Origin of the sequence: Pseudomonas sp. Marseille-Q0931 (assembly GCF_940789645.1) — a bacterium.
GTDB lineage: Bacteria > Pseudomonadota > Gammaproteobacteria > Pseudomonadales > Pseudomonadaceae > Aquipseudomonas.
In genome coordinates, this window is the sequence record NZ_CALNWT010000003.1 from 261909 (window position 1) to 278082 (window position 16174).

The 16174-nt window shown below is 62.8% G+C and carries 17 protein-coding genes; 4 read left to right on the forward strand and 13 right to left on the reverse strand.

The genetic code is table 11. From position 1 onward, the window contains the following. Position 1: 1 nt before the first annotated feature. Positions 2–1105, reverse strand: coding sequence for an efflux RND transporter periplasmic adaptor subunit (locus P3C50_RS10130; RefSeq protein ID WP_275545906.1), 1104 nt, complete (start codon positions 1103–1105; stop codon positions 2–4). A gap of 148 nt (positions 1106–1253) precedes the next feature. On the opposite strand from P3C50_RS10130, the gene P3C50_RS10135 reads away from it, so the two are divergent. Next, positions 1254–1889 (forward strand): TetR/AcrR family transcriptional regulator, encoded by a 636-nt coding sequence (locus P3C50_RS10135; RefSeq protein ID WP_275545907.1) that lies wholly within the window; start codon positions 1254–1256, stop codon positions 1887–1889. Between the two features lie 9 nt (positions 1890–1898). On the opposite strand, the gene P3C50_RS10140 is transcribed toward P3C50_RS10135, so the two are convergent. The 8 genes from P3C50_RS10140 to ppc form a co-directional block, all read right to left on the reverse strand. Beyond that, positions 1899–2684, reverse strand: coding sequence for a class I SAM-dependent methyltransferase (locus P3C50_RS10140; RefSeq protein ID WP_275545908.1), 786 nt, complete (start codon positions 2682–2684; stop codon positions 1899–1901). Positions 2685–2867: 183 nt separating this feature from the next. Continuing rightward, positions 2868–3569 (reverse strand): extensin family protein, encoded by a 702-nt coding sequence (locus P3C50_RS10145; protein ID WP_275545909.1) that lies wholly within the window; start codon positions 3567–3569, stop codon positions 2868–2870. 12 nt (positions 3570–3581) lie between these two features. After that, complete coding sequence (locus P3C50_RS10150) at positions 3582–4451, reverse strand: DUF72 domain-containing protein (RefSeq protein ID WP_275545910.1); 870 nt, start codon at positions 4449–4451, stop codon at positions 3582–3584. Between the two features lie 53 nt (positions 4452–4504). Beyond that, a complete protein-coding gene (locus P3C50_RS10155; RefSeq protein WP_197856272.1) occupies positions 4505–4849 on the reverse strand; it encodes a hypothetical protein in 345 nt (114 codons plus the stop codon). A 110-nt stretch (positions 4850–4959) separates the two neighbouring features. Beyond that, positions 4960–5643 carry a tRNA (adenosine(37)-N6)-threonylcarbamoyltransferase complex dimerization subunit type 1 TsaB gene (gene tsaB, locus P3C50_RS10160; protein WP_275545911.1) on the reverse strand — a complete coding sequence of 228 codons (684 nt, stop codon included), beginning with the start codon at positions 5641–5643 and terminating at the stop codon, positions 4960–4962. 116 nt (positions 5644–5759) lie between these two features. Continuing rightward, positions 5760–6533: a 5'-nucleotidase, lipoprotein e(P4) family gene (locus P3C50_RS10165; protein ID WP_275545912.1), complete on the reverse strand. Its 774-nt coding sequence runs from the start codon at positions 6531–6533 to the stop codon at positions 5760–5762. A gap of 182 nt (positions 6534–6715) precedes the next feature. Next, positions 6716–7363: an adenylate kinase gene (adk, locus tag P3C50_RS10170; protein WP_017362788.1), complete on the reverse strand. Its 648-nt coding sequence runs from the start codon at positions 7361–7363 to the stop codon at positions 6716–6718. Positions 7364–7587: 224 nt separating this feature from the next. Continuing rightward, positions 7588–10224 carry a phosphoenolpyruvate carboxylase gene (gene ppc / locus P3C50_RS10175; RefSeq protein ID WP_275545913.1) on the reverse strand — a complete coding sequence of 879 codons (2637 nt, stop codon included), beginning with the start codon at positions 10222–10224 and terminating at the stop codon, positions 7588–7590. Between the two features lie 166 nt (positions 10225–10390). Between ppc and P3C50_RS10180 the strand changes: the two genes are divergently transcribed. The 3 genes from P3C50_RS10180 to P3C50_RS10190 all read left to right on the forward strand — a co-directional run bounded on the left by P3C50_RS10180 (position 10391) and on the right by P3C50_RS10190 (position 12391). Beyond that, the gene (locus P3C50_RS10180; RefSeq protein ID WP_275545914.1) at positions 10391–10735 is read left to right on the forward strand and encodes a pilin assembly protein; all 345 of its coding nucleotides are present in this window, start codon (positions 10391–10393) and stop codon (positions 10733–10735) included. A 409-nt stretch (positions 10736–11144) separates the two neighbouring features. Beyond that, a complete protein-coding gene (locus P3C50_RS10185; protein ID WP_197856278.1) occupies positions 11145–11558 on the forward strand; it encodes a DUF4398 domain-containing protein in 414 nt (137 codons plus the stop codon). A gap of 47 nt (positions 11559–11605) precedes the next feature. After that, positions 11606–12391, forward strand: a complete 786-nt coding sequence (locus tag P3C50_RS10190) for an OmpA family protein (RefSeq protein ID WP_275545915.1) — start codon at positions 11606–11608, stop codon at positions 12389–12391. Positions 12392–12449: 58 nt separating this feature from the next. Here P3C50_RS10190 and P3C50_RS10195 read toward each other — a convergent pair whose 3' ends face one another. The 4 genes from P3C50_RS10195 to P3C50_RS10210 all read right to left on the reverse strand — a co-directional run bounded on the left by P3C50_RS10195 (position 12450) and on the right by P3C50_RS10210 (position 16172). Then, complete coding sequence (locus P3C50_RS10195) at positions 12450–12773, reverse strand: hypothetical protein (RefSeq protein WP_197856280.1); 324 nt, start codon at positions 12771–12773, stop codon at positions 12450–12452. Next, on the reverse strand, positions 12770–13687 hold the full coding sequence (locus tag P3C50_RS10200; protein ID WP_275546052.1) for an alpha/beta hydrolase: 918 nt from the start codon (positions 13685–13687) through the stop codon (positions 12770–12772). Before P3C50_RS10200 ends, P3C50_RS10195 begins: the two co-directional genes overlap by 4 nt. Before the next feature lie 55 nt (positions 13688–13742). Further along, positions 13743–14741: a hypothetical protein gene (locus P3C50_RS10205; protein ID WP_156886313.1), complete on the reverse strand. Its 999-nt coding sequence runs from the start codon at positions 14739–14741 to the stop codon at positions 13743–13745. A gap of 141 nt (positions 14742–14882) precedes the next feature. Beyond that, positions 14883–16172 (reverse strand): flavohemoglobin expression-modulating QEGLA motif protein, encoded by a 1290-nt coding sequence (locus P3C50_RS10210; protein WP_017675103.1) that lies wholly within the window; start codon positions 16170–16172, stop codon positions 14883–14885. Positions 16173–16174: the final 2 nt, after the last annotated feature.

Consider the following 16174-nt stretch of genomic DNA (forward strand, 5'->3'; position numbering starts at 1 on the left):
CTTACTCCTTGGCTGCCAGTTCGACATTGCGATTATCGCGATCGACAGGGCGCACTTTCAGCCCCTCGCGCAGCATCTGCACGCCAGCGGCCACCACCCAATCGGATGCGGAAAGCCCCTCCAGCACCGGCACGCGGTCGTCACCATAAGCGCCAACGCGGACCGGTCGGCGCTGCACGGTGTGCTCCCTGGGGTCGATGACCCAGACGAAGGCCTGCCCCTGCTCGGCGCTAAGTGCCGACAGCGGCACGGCCAGCGGCACCTCGCCGTTGCTGGCGATGAAGACGCGCGCGCTCTGCCCCAGCTCCGCCGGCACCTTGCCTTCGCTGAAGGCGACGCGGGCGGCGAAGGTACGTGATTGCGGATCGGCAGCCGGCGCCATCTCGCGAATGCGCCCGGGGAAGCGCTGGTCGGGTTGCGACCACAACTCCACCTCGACCGGCTGACCGATCTCGAAGCGACCGAAGCTCTGCTCCGGCAGACTGATCGACACTTCACGCTCGCCATCGGCGGCCAGGGTAAACACGGTTTGCCCGGCGGCCACCACCTGCCCGACCTCGACCGCACGGCGGGCGATCACGCCATCCTGCGAGGCGCGCAGCACGGCATAGCCGGTCTGGTTGCGCGCCACGTCGTACTCGGCCTTGATCTGTTTCAGACGGGCTTCACCGGCGCGGTACTGGTTCTCGACGTTGTCGAACTGCGAGCGACTGACCAGATTGCGCCCGAGCAGCGCCTTGTAGCGCTCGCGCTCGGCGCGCACGGTCTGCAGGTTGGCCTCGGCTGCCGTCATCTGCGCGCGCGTGGCTTCCAACTGCAGACGTACGTCCTGCGGGTCCAGCTCGGCCAGAGCCTGGTCCTTCTTCACCCGCTCGCCGACATCCACCATGCGCTTGCTCACCTTGCCGGCGATGCGGAAGGCCAGCTCAGGTTCGTAGCGCGCGCGCACCTCACCCGGATAGCTGTCCACCAGGGCGGTGGCCGGCTGCGGCTGCACCACCATGGCCGGACGCACCGGCTGCTCCATCTGCTCACCATTGCCGCAGGCAGACAACACAAAGACCAGACCCAGAGAAGCGATCAAGGGGAGAACGTGGCGGGACATGTGTGAGACCTTTCGAAGAAGGTTTGGAGCTGGCCCTAAGCTCACGGCGCTACCAGCGCCAAGGCTATCGGAGTTGCCCTTTGGAATATTTGTACTGGCGGGTATAGTAAAAATAGCAAACTCGCCAGTCCAGTATTAAAATCTGCTGATGCCAGACAAGTTGTTACAACCTTCCGGTCCCGGTCGCCCGAAGGATCCCGCCAAACGCCGCGCCATTCTGGAAGCGGCCAAGGGCCTGTTCCTGCGAAACGGTTACGACGGCAGCAGCATGGACGCCATCGCCGCCGAGGCCGGGGTTTCCAAGCTCACCGTGTACAGCCACTTCACCGACAAGGAGACGCTGTTCTCCGCGGCGATCAAGGCCAAGTGCGAGGAACAGCTGCCGGAACTGTTGTTCGAGCTGCCGGATAACGTGCCGCTGGAAAGCCAGTTGCTGGGAATCGCGCGCGGTTTCCTGGCGCTGGTCAACAGCCGTGAATCGGTGGAGATGCACCGGATGATGGTGAGCCTGGCCAGCCAGGGCTCCAAGCTGTCGCAGGTGTTCTACGAGGCCGGCCCGAAACGGGTGCAGGAAGAAATGGAAGTGCTGCTGCACAAGGCCGCCAGGCGTGGCCTGTTGAGCCTGGACGACCCGCGCCAGGCCGCCGATCATTTCTTCAGCCTGCTCAAGGGCGGCGCGCATTTCCGCCTGCTGATCGGCTGTGGTGAGCCGCTGCAGGGCGACGCCGCGGAACATCATGTGCAGGACGCGGTACAGCTGTTTCTGCGCGCTTATCGGCCCTGACAGCGCACTCTAGGCACCGGCTTCCAATTTCTTCTTCGGATAGATGTCGTAGCGACTGGATTTGCCTTCCAGCACATAGCCGGGCTTGCCGCCTTCGATGGCCGGCGCCTTGCGCGGGCGTTTGACCACCACACGATGGGTGGCCAGCGCCAGCGCCGCCTCGAGCAACGCCGGCGCGTCCAGATCGTCGCCGACGAAGGGGCGGAACAGGCGCATTTCCTTCTTCACCAGCGCACTCTTGTCGCGATGCGGGAACATCGGGTCGAGGTAGATCACCTGCGGCGGCTCACCTTGCCAGGCGCACATCAATTCGATGGCATTGCCAGTGAGCAGGCGCATGCGCGCGGCGATGGGCGCCACGTCGAGATCCAGCGCAGCACGTTGCAGACCGTCTTCCAGCAGCGCCGCGACCAGCGGCTGGCGCTCGATCAGCGTCATGTCGCAGCCCAGGCTGGCCAGCACGTAGGCATCGCGCCCCAGCCCGGCGGTCGCATCGAGAATGCGCGGGCGAATCCCCGATTGCACGCCCACCGCCTTGGCGATCATCTGCCCGCTGCCACCACCGAATTGACGTCGATGCGCCGCCGCACCCTCGACGAAATCCACCCGCACCGGGCCGGGTGCCTTGTCGCCCAACTCGACCAGCTGCAGCCCGTCATCCCCCAGTTGCAGGGCGAACTCGGTTTCCCCCTCGAGAGCCAGGCCCAGGCGCGCCGCCCACTGGGCCGCCGCTTCGGCGTACTGAGGGCGCAGGGCTTGGATGCGGATGCTGGCGTTGTGCCGCTCGTCGGTCATGGGTTCGTTCTGCTCAAAAATCACTCAAAGCATCGACCGCTCGGTCGACATCGAAGGAGCGGCATTCTGCCAGACCCGGCCGCCGACAGCCGCATCGAGAATGAACATCCGCTCTGCGCCGAAGCAGCGAGCCAGTGCAGCCGCGAGCGGATCACGCCCGCGTCACAACTCGCAAACAGGCTGTTAGCGGCACATCCGCCACATGCCCATGTCAACGTGAAAGTGATCACGGTGGGCGGCGTTGTATTCCGGCCCCAGAGTAACGTTGAAACTGTCGCAGGCCGCGTCCCGAACCAGACGCAGAAAGCGCGCCTTGTCGCCTTCCCCCGGCCAGTCGTGCAGCACGCTGATGCGCTGGCCGTCGCGCAGGCGAAAACCGACCATGTCCAAGGCATTGGCATAGGAATGCTGGCTGGGTCGCTGGCTGCCGGCGATGCTGCGACAGGCGAAGCTGCCGACATGTTCGATACGGCTGACCGGCTGACCGAACACCTCCTGCGCAGCGGGCTGCAGGCCATGGCGCTCGAACAGGGCGAAACTCACCGCCAACGGGCAGGTGGCCATGAAGCTGCTGCTCAGGCCAACGTCGGCGCCCTGGATGCGTACGGCGTTTTCAATCGGGCAGCCGGGGTGCGGCGTGCTGTCATCCAGGCGCGTGAAACGCAGGTCGGACGTGGCCAGGGCCAGGTCGCACAGCGCACGATCCTCGCTCAGGCGCCAGAGCTTGAATGAGGTCAGCAGGTTTGGCGCTTCTCGCACGTCCAGCGGCGCCCAGGGATTGAAACGCGGCGCCACCTCAACCCAGCCACGCCAGAGCGCCACCAGCAGTGCGGCGCCCAGCAGCAGGGAAAGAAACAGCAAACGACCGATTATCCGTATCAGCATGTTCATCCTTCATCAGAGCAGGCCGAGCTGCTCCAGTTCCGGTTCGGTTCGCAGCACCGGCAATTCCGGCAAGCCTGGCAGGCGCTGCATCAGCTGCTGGTGAAAACGCCGCGCCAGCTCGGGCGCCAGGCGATTATCGGAGGTGTGCGCGAAGACGTACGGAGCGAGCCCCTGCTCGATCCAGCCAGCGACCTTGTCCAGCCAGGGCAGCATGAAGGGATCGTTGGCCAGCAGTTCAGGGTGGCCGATGAAACGCAGCTGTGGATGCTGACTGAACGCCGTGGGCCGGGTCGGCAGGCGCGGTTTCTTGGCCTGCGCATGGAGCACGGCCGGCTCCTGCGAGTCGCAGCTGAACAGCGCTCGCGAGTCCAGGCAGATGCGCTCGATACCGCGCTCGTGCAGCAGGCGATTGAGCACACGCTCGGCATCGCCCTTGGCGAAGAACTCCGGATGACGCACCTCTACAGCCAGCGGCCATTCGCCCCACTGCTCGATGAACGTAGCCAGCTCGGCCAACCGCGAAGGACCGAATGCAGCCGGCAACTGCAGCCAGTAAGGCGCGACCCGCGCGCCGAGCGGCGCCAGCAACTGGCGGAACTGCGCGACCTCATCGAGTTGCTGGCAGAGGTCTTCGCTGTGGCTGATATCGCGCGGCAACTTGGCGCAGAAACGAAAGTGCGCCGGCATCGCCAGCGCCCAGCGGGCGACCGTTTGCTCGCTGGGCCTGGCGTAAAAGGTGGTGTTGCCTTCTACCGCGTTGAACACTTCGGTATAGCGGCCGAGAAAATCCGTGGGACGCGTGTCCTGTGGATAGAGCGTGGCGCGCCAGGCCGCTTCGCTCCAGGATGGACAACCAAGAAAATAGGGAAGCGCAACACTCATCGATCTATGCAACGGACCAGGCTGAGGGGCGTGAGCCACGCCATGAAACGGAGTTACGCGTAGAGATCGAGGCCGAGCACTTGCTGAGCATCGTACTCATTGGCGTAGGCAGCGGTGGTGCTGTAGCTGGCCAACGCCTGGGCAGCGCGGTTGCTCAGCGCGGGCTGCTGGTAAACCAGGTCCTGCGCTCGCGTCGGCAGGCTATCGGAGTTACTGCTGCTGGCCTGCACGCGACGAATCTGCGGGGCCTGCTCGAGACCCTGGCTGCTCGCCGGGGCAGCTGGCTGCTCACGTCGGGCCTCGACTTCCCGCTGCGCCTCGCGATAGGGCGTGACCGCTGTCCCCGAACGGGGGCCGCGATCTGGCGAGTAGGGAGGCAGGTAACCGTCGATCCGCATTTAGGACTGCTCGGGCTCGAGCTAATAATGGACAGTGCTGGCAATGTAACGGCGAGTACCGGTCTTGGCAATTACCAAGCGGTTTTTGACGCCAAGCATCCGACAAGCTGTCATACCGGTGGTGCTTTCGGTGTGACGACCTGGTCACGCAGGTAAACCGGCTGCGCCTGATCGGCCGGCACAGCCTCGCCGCGCGCCCAGGCGAAACGCGCCAGGTTCAGCAGGTCTTCGGCATGCGGCAGCATGCTGCCGTCCATGCTCGCGGGCTTGAGGGCGATACGCGTGGCAAAGGTGCCCCACCCCGTACCGGCACCGTACCATTCACCATCGCTGCCGAGTGGCGCCTCGGCCTGTTCCGGCGGCAACACCGCCTCCTGGCCGAGCAAACGCATCTCGCCTGCCTCGGCGCGATAACAGCCCCAGTAGACCTCATCCATGCGCGCATCGATCGCCGCGGCGACCTGGGTCACGCCCTGCTCTCGCAGCGCGCGCTGGGCCAGCACGGCCAGGTTGGAGACCGGCAACACCGGCCGCTCCAGTGCGAAGGCCAGGCCCTGTACCACGCCGATGGCGATGCGCACGCCGGTGAAGGCACCGGGGCCACGACCGAAGGCGATGGCATCCAGCGCCGAAGCCGCGATGCCGGCATCGCCCAGCAGCTGCTGGATCATCGGCAACAGGCGCTGCGCATGCAGACGCGGGGCGACTTCATAATAACTGAGCACACGACCGTCATGCAGCAGCGCGACGGAGCAAGCTTCGGTGGCGGTATCCAGGGCCAGGAGAGTGGTCATTGCATTCGGACGGCTGAAGAAAAAAGAGCCGGCATTAGACCGGCTCGACGAGTTTTTTTCCAGCGCCATGACGGCGCCCGGCCTGAGCCGAGCGACCGGTGGCGATCAGCGCGGTCTTACCAGGGCTCGACCACAGGCTCGGCGTCCCAGCCTTTGAGCGGCGCTTCGGACCAGGTGCCATAGCTGGCGTTGGGGAATACGATCCACTCCACACCCCACTTTTCAGCCTCGTCAGCAACGGTCTTGCGCTGTGCGTCGAGCGGCGTCTTGCGAAAGCGTGCATCGAAATCGTGCAGCGTGTCGCCCAGCAGCATGACGATCTGCTGATCGGCGCTGACGATGGCGCGGCGTTCGACCTTGGGCGGGCCGAGCAGCAGCACGCTGTCTTCCGACACCTGCGGCAGGCCCAGCTTGGTCAGGGTGGCCAGGGTGTATTTCTTCTGCTCGTCGGCACGGTCGGAGATGTAGCGGATGGTCACGCCGAGCTTGTCGGCATGCTCGAGGAATTTCTTCGCACCGGGGATCAGCTCCGGCGTGCCGTCGCGTTCCCAGGGCAGCCAGGTATCCCAGGCATCGTATTGATGACAGTTGGCCAGGTCGCGTGCCAGCAGTGCGCTGTTGTCGATCACGGTTTCATCAAGGTCGGTGACGATGGCCAGCTTGGAAGGATCCTTCGCCACCGCTACGGCCTTGTCGAGCCTCTCTGTTGCGATGTTGTAGGCCTGCAACTGCAGCGCCTGGACCTCCGCGGACTGCTGCTGAAAGCGCAAGCCCATGGTGAATTCCGCGACCGAACAGTCGGTCTTGCTCTGCGCGGCGATCTCGGCAAATACCAGCGGAGTGGTCAACAACGATACCGCAAGGCCCAGCCAAATGCGTTTCTCGGTCATTTAATGCCCTCTTCCTTATAGGTTATCGACAGGCCCCGACGCAGGCCGGAGGCTTGCACCATCGATACTAGCCGACCCGTCACTCGGGGCCATGCTTGAGAGCGACCACAACGTATTCGTGTTCCATAAACGACCAAGGCCCCTTTCGAGGCCTTGGTGCGATAACGGCTGGCGGCGTGGACTCAGTCCAGAGCGGCCAGGGTCTTCGCGGTGATTTCTTCGACGCTGCCGACGCCCGGAATGTGGCTGCACTTCGGCGTACCGGTGGCGGCGGAAAGCTTCTGGTAGAAGTCCACCAGCGGCTTGGTCTGCGAGTGGTAGACGGACAGGCGATGACGCACGGTCTCTTCCTTGTCGTCTTCGCGCTGGACCAGCTCCTCACCGGTCAGGTCGTCCTTGCCGGCAACCTTCGGCGGGTTGTATTCGGTGTGGTAGACGCGCCCGGAAGCCGGGTGTACACGACGGCCGGACAGACGCTTGACGATTTCCTCGTCGTCGACGGCGATTTCCACCACGTGATCCAGGGCTACGCCGGCATCGCGCAGCGCTTCGGCTTGCGGAATGGTGCGCGGGAAACCGTCGAACAGAAAGCCATTGGCGCAATCGTCTTGAGCGATGCGCTCCTTGACCAGGTTGATGATCAGGTCATCGGAGACCAGACCGCCAGCATCCATTACGCTCTTGGCTTTCAGGCCGAGCTCGGTGCCAGCCTTGACCGCTGCGCGCAGCATGTCGCCAGTGGAGATTTGCGGAATGCCGAACTTCTCGGTGATGTAGCGAGCCTGGGTACCTTTGCCGGCACCGGGCGCCCCCAGCAGAATCACGCGCATCGATGTGCTCCTCAAGAGTTATGTAGTAATCGGTCGGACTCGCCTCGTGGGGCCAATCTCTTGAATGTTGTGCGGCAGCCGCAGCGGCCAAAAAGGCTGCTCAAGATACACAGCGCACCCCAGGCGCACAAGCCGCCAAAAGTCGGATAAAAACCCTCCTCACGGCGGCCTGCACCCCGTACACGGCGCTGGCCGCACACCTTTGCGCCAGCGCACTGCATCCCTTAGCCGGTGTTGCGCAAGCCCGCTGCGATACCGGCAACACTGACCAGCAAGGCCTGCTCCAGCGGGCTCTCCGGCACCTGCTCGCGCTGGCGGCAGCGCGCCAGCAGCTCGGCCTGCAGCAGGTGCAGCGGGTCGAGATAGGTATTGCGTACGCTGATCGATTCGAGGGTTTCCGGGTTGTGCGCGAGCAGGTGCGACTGACCGGTCAATTCCAGTACGGCGGCACAGGCCTGCGACAATAGGTCGCGTAACTGCGCACCCAACGGTTGCAGCGCGGGTTCGACCAAGCGCTCGTCATACAGCGCGGCAATGCTGGCGTCGGCCTTGGTCAGCACCATCTCCAACATATCGATGCGCGTGCGGAAGAACGGCCAGTGCTCGCGCATGTCCTTCAGCAGTTCGGCATCACCACCCGCCAGCGCCTGCCCCAACGCCTGCTCCCAGCCGAGCCAGGCCGGCAGCATCAGTCGCGTCTGGGTCCAGGCGAAGATCCACGGGATCGCACGTAGGCTCTCAACGCCGCCCTCACGCCGCTTGGCCGGGCGACTGCCCAGCGGCAGCCGGCCCAGTTCCTGCTCCGGTGTGGCCTGGCGGAAATACTCGACGAACTGCGGATGCTCGCGCACCACGCCGCGGTAGGCCTTCACACCCACATCGGCGAGGCGATCCATCATCGCCCGCCAGCTCGGCTGCGGCGCAGGCGGCGGCAGCAGCGTGGCTTCCAGCACGGCAGCGAGATAGAGGTTGAGGTTCTGCTCGGCGATATCCGGCAGGCCGAACTTGAAGCGGATCATCTCGCCCTGTTCGGTGGTCCGGAAGCGTCCCGCCACCGAGCCCGGCGGTTGCGACAGAATGGCCGCATGGGCCGGGCCACCCCCACGCCCGACGGTGCCACCGCGACCGTGGAACAGGAGCAACTCGACCTGATGCTCGCGGCACAGGCGCACCAGCTCCTCCTGCGCACGGTACTGAGCCCAGGCAGCGGCGGTGGTACCGGCATCCTTGGCCGAATCGGAATAACCGATCATCACTTCCTGCGGGCCATGCAGGCGCGCGCGATAGCCGGGCAAGCCGAGCAGACGATCCATCACCGGCCCGGCGTGGTCGAGGTCGGCCAGGGTTTCAAACAGTGGCACCACGCGCATCGGCCGGCGCAACCCGGCCTCCTTCAGCAGCAGTTGCACTGCCAGCACGTCGGAAGCGGCGCCGGCCATGGAGATCACGTAGGAGCCCAGCGAGGCAGCGGGAGCAGCAGCCACCTCACGGCAGGTGGCGAGGACCTCGGCGGTATCGGCCGAAGGGCGATAGTCGCTCGGCAGCAACGGCCGGCGGCTGTCCAGTTCACGTTGGAGGAAACCCAGGCGCGCCTCTTCGTCCCAGTCGGTGTAGCGACCAAGGCCGAGGTAATCGGTGATTTCCGACAGCGCCGCAGCGTGCAGGGCGGAGTCCTGACGCACGTCGAGCCGCACCAGGAACAGACCGAAGGTCGCGGCCCGGCGCAGGCAATCGAGCAACGGGCCGTCGGCGACCACGCCCATGCCGCACTGATGCAGCGACTGGTAGCATAGCTGCAGCGGCGCCAGCAGATCGCGGTTGTCCTGCAACACCGAAGGCCCCGCAGCGATATCGACGGTCAGCGCCTGCTGCGCCCAGCTGCGCGTCTCGCGCAGGCGTTCGCGCAGATGCTTGAGCAGTGCGCGGTATGGTTCGGCGCTGTCGCCCACCTGCGCGCGCAGCTCATCGCTGGCCTGCTGCATGGACAGCTCGGCCGCCAGGTGATCGACATCGCGCAGGTACAGATCGGCCGCCATCCAGCGTGCCAGCAGCAGCACCTCGCGCGTTACCCGCGCCGTGACATTGGGGTTGCCGTCGCGGTCACCGCCCATCCACGAGGCGAAACGAATCGGCGCGGCCTCCAGCGGCAGGCGCAGGCCGGTGGCGGCCTCAAGGCTGCGGTCGGCACGACGCAGGAACTGCGGCACGGCCTGCCACAGCGAATGCTCGATGACGGCAAAGCCCCACTTGGCTTCGTCCACCGGACTGGGCCGACTGCGGCGGATTTCCTCGGTGTGCCAGGCCTCGGCGATCAACCGTTGCAGGCGTTCGACGATGCGCTCGCGCTCTGCCGGCGACAGATCGCTGTGATCCAGTGCCGTGAGCTGTGCGGCGATGGCATCGTATTTCTGAATCAGGGTACGCCGCGCCACTTCAGTGGGGTGCGCAGTCAGTACCAGTTCGATGTCCAGACGCCCAAGCTGGCGCGCCAGCTCGTCGCTGCTTTGTCCCTCGGCGAGCAGACGCTCGAGCAACTCGTCCAGCACACGCAGCTCGAAAGGTTCGGCTTCGCCCGCGCGGCGGCGGCGCACACGATGCTGCTGCTCGGCGATATTGGCCAGATTGAGGAACTGGTTGAACGCCCGCGCCACGGGTAACAACTCGTCGTCACCGAGGTCGCCCAGGGTGCTGGTCAACTGCTCGACATCCGCATCGGTGCCGCTGCGACCGGCCTTGGCCGCCTTGCGTATGCGCTCGATCTTGTCGAGAAACTCGTCGCCCAACTGGGTGCTGATGGTATGCCCGAGCAGCTCGCCGAGCAGGTGCACCTCTTCACGCAGGCGCGCATCTATTTCCGCCATGTCGCACTCCTTCTGCTGACCATTGTCAACAGAGTGCCCAGCGCGCCAACTTCTTACAAGGGTGCGACCTGCACCCAAGTGGGGCTGAGTGCTGGGTCTAGGCTTGTTGACAGGCGCAGAGGAATGTCCAACCGGCATTGCCTGCGCCCCCGTAAGGAGCGACGACATGAGAATTCGCGAACTGGCAAAACATTGGGAACAGAATGCCAAGGGGCACCTGACCCCGACCCGCTACCACATCCATCTGGATGTCGAATCGGCCGCACGCCTGGCGGCGCTCACCGAGATGTACCCCAAGCACCACAGCGAAGAATTGCTCGGCGAACTGATTGGCGCGGCACTGGAAGAGCTGGAAGCCAGCCTGCCCTATGTAAAGGGCAACAAGGTGGTAGCGCTGGATGAACAGGGCGACCCTCTCTACGAGGACGTCGGGCCGACACCGCGCTTTCTGGCGCTGTCGCGCAAGTACCTGCGCCAGCTCAATGAGTCGGCCAAGGGCACAAGCCACTGAGCGCTCGTTCGATATAACGTTCAAATTCGCGTACTTAGGCCATGGAAGCGCCGTTACCGAAACGCTTCTAGGCAACAACGGCAGCAGGCTGCCCGGCTTCGGCGGAGCGCTCGCTGCGGCCGTGTTCGGCCTGAAAAAAACCTATCGACGCCCACGAACTACAAGGGGAGATGAATCTTTTTTGCACGTGCTCTCGGTCTTAGGGGGCGGGCGTAGAGCTTTCAATACCTGACTAAATGGTCATGCCTGAAATCATAAGTAGGCTGTCTTTTTTTCTGAACCATTCAAGAAAAGTTCAGGTCCCAACTGCAGGCCCCTCGTGGCAAGCCAGCGTCGCCAACGGCCTTGGCGGACGCATAGCACGTTGGGTCATTTGCCACGGATATCGTCATTCATAGGAGTGTTTCAAATGGAGTTAGCCACCATGAAGACCCATACCGATAAAGCCCCACGCAGCCGCCTGCAGGGGATCAAACTGGCTGCACTGGTGCTGGGCAGTAGCCTGGTACTCGCCGGCTGCGCCGGTAACCCACCGACCGAGCAATATGCCGTGACGCAGTCTGCCGTCAACTCGGCGATCAGCGCTGGCGGTACCGAGTTCGCTGCAGTGGAAATGAAGTCTGCGCAGGACAAGCTCAAGGAAGCCGAGCTGGCCATGCACGAGAAAGAGTATGACAAGGCCCGCCGCCTGGCCGAACAGGCCGAATGGGACGCCCGCGTCGCCGAGCGCAAGGCCCAGGCCGCCAAGGCCGAGCAAGCCGTGCAGGACGCCCGCAAGGGTGTCGAGGAGCTGCGTGAGGAAGGCATGCGAAACGCTCAATGAGCGCCTTGCCACCCACCCATTCGCTGAAAGATCAAAGGATGAACGCCATGCGTAAACACGTGATGATCCCCGCCCTTCTGGCCCTGAGCGTTGGCCTCGCCGCCTGCTCGCACCAGCCCAACGCCAACCTGGAGTCGGCGCGTAGCAACTTCTCCTCGCTGCAGAGCGATCCGCAGGCGACCAAGGTGGCCGCACTGGAGACCAAGGAAGCCCAGGAATGGCTGAACAAGGCCGACAAAGCCTACATGGACAAGGAAGACGAGAAGAAGGTCGACCAACTGGCCTACCTGACCAACAAGCGTGTCGAGGTGGCCAAGCAGACCATCGCCCTGCGCACTGCTGAAGCCGAGCTGAAGAACAGCTCCGCGCAACGTGCCAAGGCCCTACTCGATGCCCGCGATGCGCAGATCCGCAAGCTGCAGGACAGCCTCAACGCCAAGCAGACCGAACGCGGCACGCTGGTGACCTTCGGTGACGTTCTGTTCGACTTCAACAAGGCCGAACTCAAGAGCAGCGCGCTGCCCAACGTCACGCAACTGGCGCGCTTTCTCCAGGAAAACCCGGAGCGCCAAGTGATCGTCGAGGGCTACACCGATAGCGTCGGCTCGGCCAGCTACAACCAGGGCCTGTCCGAGCGTCGCGCCGAGTCCGTGCGTCGTGCGCTGATTCGCGCCGGCGTAGAACCGACGCGCATCGTCGCTCAGGGCTACGGCAAGGAGTATCCGGTTGCGGACAACGCCAGCGATTCCGGTCGTGCGCAGAACCGTCGCGTGGAGGTGACCATCTCCAACGACAACCAGCCGGTGGCACCGCGCTCCTCTGCTGGCGCCTGATCACACCGCTGCAATGAAGAAACCCGCCTGATGGCGGGTTTCTTTTTGGTTGCTGACCTTACTGCTCCAACTGCGGAGTCTCCTGGCCCATGCAACGCACGGCCTGCTTCCTGTTATCCACCAGCACGCCGGTCAGCCCCTTCTGCTGCAGGTCGAACAGCACCACTACGCCGTCGATGCATTGCGCCACCTGATCGGCCGGTTTCAGTGAAACCTTGTAGTCCTCGCCGGGGATGGTCTTGAGCATGGTGAAGTCGGACAGCAGCAAGGCATCTTCCGGTTTGGCGAAATGCACGTAGCCGTAGTACCAGAGGACGCCGACGGTGCCGACGATGCTGGCGACGCCGGTGAGGATCAGTGGAATGGGATTGCGTTCGGTCATTGCGGACTCTCTGTTGCGGATTCGGTAGCCGGTCCCAGGCGTTCGACGTAGGCCTGCGGCGCGACGAAGAACGCCAGTAGCGACTGACGCCAGGCGGGCTCGGCAAAGGTTTGCACGTGCGGGCCACGGGTCGCCTGAAAGGCGCGTGGCGGGCGCGCAGCTTGATACAAACGCTGGCCATTGGAAAGCGGCACGATCGCGTCGTCAACACTGTGATAGATCAGCAAGGGCGCGCCTGCGAGTCGATCGATGCTGTGAATCGCGCTGTCGCCGTCCGGCACCAGCCAGGACAGCGGCACCTGCAGCGGCCAGGTCAACCAGGACTTGCTCAGCGCATGGCGGGCGACGTCGCGATAACTGGCCGGCACACCGTCCAGTGCGATGGCCTGCAAGGTCGATTGGCGCTCGGGATGCTCGGCCAGATAATGTACGGCCAACGCACCACCGAGGCTCTGCCCGAGCAGGAAAAGCGGCGCGCCCTGCACCTGCGGCGCCTGATCGAGCCAGGCAAAGGCCGCATCGATATCCTGATAGACCTCCGGCAGCCGCGGCTTGCCTTCGGACAGACCGTAGCCGCGATAATCCAGCATCAGCACCTGATAGCCCTGTTCCGGCAGCCAGTGAACGCCGCCCAGGTGCCAGGCTAGGTTGCCGCCATTGCCATGCAGATGCAGCACCGTGCCCTTGACCTGCACGCCGGCCTTGGCCGGCAACCACCAGGCATGCAGACGCGTGCCATCGGCGGCGCTCAGGTGGATGTCGCGGTACTCCAGATCGGCCCGCGCGGGGGTGAACGGCAACCCCGGTTCCGGATAGAACAGCAGGCCGCTGCAGCCGACCAGGCCGAGCAGGACAAGGCCAAGCAGCAGCGCCCGCAGCCTAGCAGCCAGCCCCCCCTGCTCGGATCGATGCATGGCCATAACGGTTTCCTTAACGAGCCTCGCCAACACCAAGGCTCGCTGGGAGCCTTTAATTCAGGTACTTGTTGCAATAACCAGGCACGGGCCTATCTTCGCTGTAGGGAACTTCTTCGCCACGCAGCCCTTTGGTGACCCCGCGCATCCATTTTTCATTCAACTCTAAGCAATGTGCTCTTTCAGCGTTTCTTAGCTTCTGCTTAGTCTGCATAAGCTGAGATTCGTCCAGCTTAGCTCCAGCCTTCAGCCACATATCAACTCTATCATCCGCCATATGATGCCAGATTAACACCCACTCAAGCGGAGTCAGTCCTTCCCGTGACTTATGATTAATATCGGCGCCATCATGGAGCAAACTGTTAAATAACTCCACAGAAGTATTCTCACCATACACATAACTCCAAAGAGCGTCCTTCCCCGCTTTTGTTCCGCCGGCCATAAGCCATGAAACGACTTTTAGTTTGCGCTGCTTTATAAAGCCATTAAGGATTTCTGGTTCCATGCAGTGATAACCCTTGTGGTTTCTCATCGCATCAATCATCTGAATTGCATCATCCTCTGACAGCCTCTCACTGCTCGCTACTTTGAGAAACTCCAACCTACAGTCAGATAAATTCTCTTTTCCCGATAGCAAAATCGTTTTTGCCACATCGTATCTCTTAGCATCTAGGGCCTTACTGAATACATGCCCCTTCAGCTCTGCAGAATTATTTAAAATAACCTCTATAATCTCTGAGCTAAAATACCTGTCATAGCTCAAGGCATAATTAATATACTGAGAGCAGTCACTGCATACGCCAGCCTCGAAAATCTCTTTTACCTCATCAACACTCCCTCGACTTATTATTTTATTTATATCTTTTTCCGAGTAACTTCGAATTTCTTCCAGTCTTGCAGCTGCGACTGCAGCTTTGGCAGCCTCGCTTTTTGTTCTTTCTTGCTCAGCTAGTCGGGCCTGATACCTCCCAACCATAGGCTTCAATACTGTAAGCGCAATAGTTACACATACAGCAATACCTACACCCCACAAAATCCATCCCTTTGCCTTCATTCCCGGATCTCTGATCGGTTGCTATTTGAGCGATAGTGCCATAAAGCCAGTTTCTCACCCAACCCTCGGCAGCTTCTGCCAACTCGAAGTGCGATCAATGGAATCGGAACCATTGATCCACAACAATTCGGCTTTCAGCTCTCACAGAATATTGGCGTAGTCCGCTTCGATGCGATCCAGGCTCAGATGGTTGAGGAAGTTGGAGAAGCACATCCAGGCCGACAGCGCGTTCATGTCCTGAAACTGCGGCGGCAGATACTTGGGCGGCTGCACCAGGCCCTCGTCCACCAGTTTGCGCAGGGTGCGCATGTCCTCCAGGGTGGTCTTGCCGCAGAACAGCAGCGGAATCTGCTCCAGCTTGCCTTTGCGCACCGCCAGCTGGATGTAGTTGTAGATCAGGATGAAGCCCTTGAGGTACGACAGGTCCTTGGTGAACGGCAGGCCCGTCGGCAGCGAGCCGCGGAACACCCGGCTGGCGTTGCTGTAGCCGCCTTCCAGGCCGTAGCCCTGCTCGCGGAAGAACTCGAATACCTCGAGAAAATCGGCGCCTTCCTCGGCCATGTGGATGGCGCGGGTGCGGTTGGTCAGCTTGCGCAGGCGGGTCGGGTAGGAGGCGAAGGCGATCACTTCCATGAGAATGGCCAGGCCTTCCTGGGTCACCGTCGATGAGGGTGGGCCCTTGGCCAGGAAGGTGCAGATCGGCTGGTTGAGGCCGTTGAGCGTGGTGCCGACATGCACCAGGCCTTCATGCACTTCCAGCGCCTTGACGTCGCGCTCGTTGAAACGCGCATCGCTGCGGATCTTGATGTAGTCGGCGCCAGCGGCCGCGTCGGCAAGGATGCCGTCGGACTCGAACACGCGAATGGTGTCGTCGCCGAACACCCCGGCCAGGCGCTGCTGCAGGATGTTCACCGCATCACTGGCACCGAGGGTCTTGGCCTCGTCTTCGAGGTCACCACGCGCAGCGATGTTGTTGAGGTAGTCCGAGAGCATCAGGCCGAGGTCGGCCAGGGTCGGATCACCGGCATGAAAGGCGTCGGAGGCAGCGCCATACAGCTCCTGGCTGATCAGACCGAAGTCCTCGGTGCCACGCGCCTCGAGCATGCGGATGACCATGCGGTATTCCTTGCACATGCGCCGCATGATCTGCCCGACCGGGTTGAACTGGCCGAGTTGACGGGTGATGTCGCGCTCGATGTTCTGGAATTCCAGTTTCTTCGCGGCGGCATCGAAGGCCAGCGGCCGACTCAGGTAGTAGTCGCGATCGACGGCCGGCGGCTGCTTGCCCTTGGCCTTGAGAAAACCGTCACGGATGCCGTCGTCCCACTTCACCGCATCGAGTACACGGATGGGCGTTTGTGCTTCGACGATGCGGTCACTGAGGGCGCGGATACAGAGCTGATAGTCGTCCAGTTTCTGCTGGCTGTTCATTG